At 65.3% G+C, this 1,233-nt stretch carries 1 protein-coding gene and 1 pseudogene; both read left to right on the top strand.

From position 1 onward, the window contains the following. Positions 1-885 (top strand): DMT family transporter (locus NW835_RS13085; protein WP_414415514.1); only part of this gene is annotated, 885 nt, incomplete at its 5' end. A gap of 4 nt (positions 886-889) precedes the next feature. Then, positions 890-1,233: pseudogene (locus NW835_RS13090) on the top strand (glycosyl transferase); the annotation flags it as partial.

Consider the following 1,233-nt stretch of genomic DNA (forward strand, 5'->3'; position numbering starts at 1 on the left):
GATCCCTGGCGGGCCCGCGCCTACCTGGCAGCGGCTATCTTGGGCTGGGCCACAGCGGCCAGCGCCTTTAAGTTCGGGTTGCAGCACCTCTCACCGACGGTCTTGCTGATTTTTTCGGCGTGTAGCTCCTGCCTAATCTTGGGGATGGTTCTGGTGGTAACAGGGCGGGCGCCTCTTGTCCGCCAGCAGAAGGGATCCCAAATTGGCCTGTCGGCGCTGCAGGGGCTGCTCAACCCGTTTGGCTACTACGGGGTGCTCTTCCAAGCCTATGATCGCCTCTCGGCCCAGGCGGCACTGGCTTTAAATTACACCTGGCCGCTGCTGCTGGCTCTCTTGGCGGTGCCGCTGTTGGGGGAGCGCCTGCGCGGGCGGCTGCTGCTGGCTTTGGGAACGAGCCTGGTGGGGGTGGTGCTGGTGGCCACGGGGGGCTCCTGGGGCACCCTGCAAGTGGAGGATCCCTGGGGAGTGGGACTGGCGGTGGGCAGCGCCGCTATTTGGGCCCTCTACTGGCTGCTCAATGTGCGGGATGGACGGGATGCCGTGCTGAAGTTGTTCCTGGGGTTTGTCTTCGGCAGCGGCTATTGCCTGGCGCTATTGCCGTTGCAGGAGCTGAGGTGGACTCTAGCAGGGCTGGGCTGGGCGGCCTACATCGGCTTGGCGGAGATGGGCCTGACTTTTGTGTTCTGGCTGCGGGCGCTGGAGCTGGCGGACGAGCGCGGATCCCTGGCCAATTGGGTCTATGTCACGCCATTCCTGTCGCTGGGGTTGATCGCGGTGCTGTTGCAGGAGCCGATCGCGCCAGGATCGCTGCTGGGCCTGGGCCTCATCTTGGCCAGCAACCTCTGGGGATCCCGGCGGGAAAAGTCTCAGCCTGTGCTTTCCTAAGGCTATGGCGGTGAATCCAGTTCCTCTCTATGTGGCGGCAACGGCCCATGGGTTTGGTCACGTCACCCGGCTGACGGCGGTGGTGAACACTTTGCGGCGGCGGGAGCCGCAGATCCTGCCCATTTGGGTGACGCCGGCTCCCGCTTGGCTGCTGGAGCGCTACGGGGAAGGGGAGTTTCTGCATCGGCCCCGCGCTTTGGACGTGGGGGTGGTGCAGCCGGATGGGCTGCAGGCGGATCTGCCGGCGACGTTAGCGGCCCTGCGGGCGTTCCAAGCGGGGTCTGCCGACCTCATCCGAGAAGAGGCGGAGTTCATTCGCAGCCAGGGGGTGCCGTTGCTGCTAGGGGA

It is taken from the genome of Synechococcus sp. OH2 (assembly GCF_047462155.1).
Lineage (GTDB): Bacteria > Cyanobacteriota > Cyanobacteriia > Thermostichales > Thermostichaceae > Thermostichus.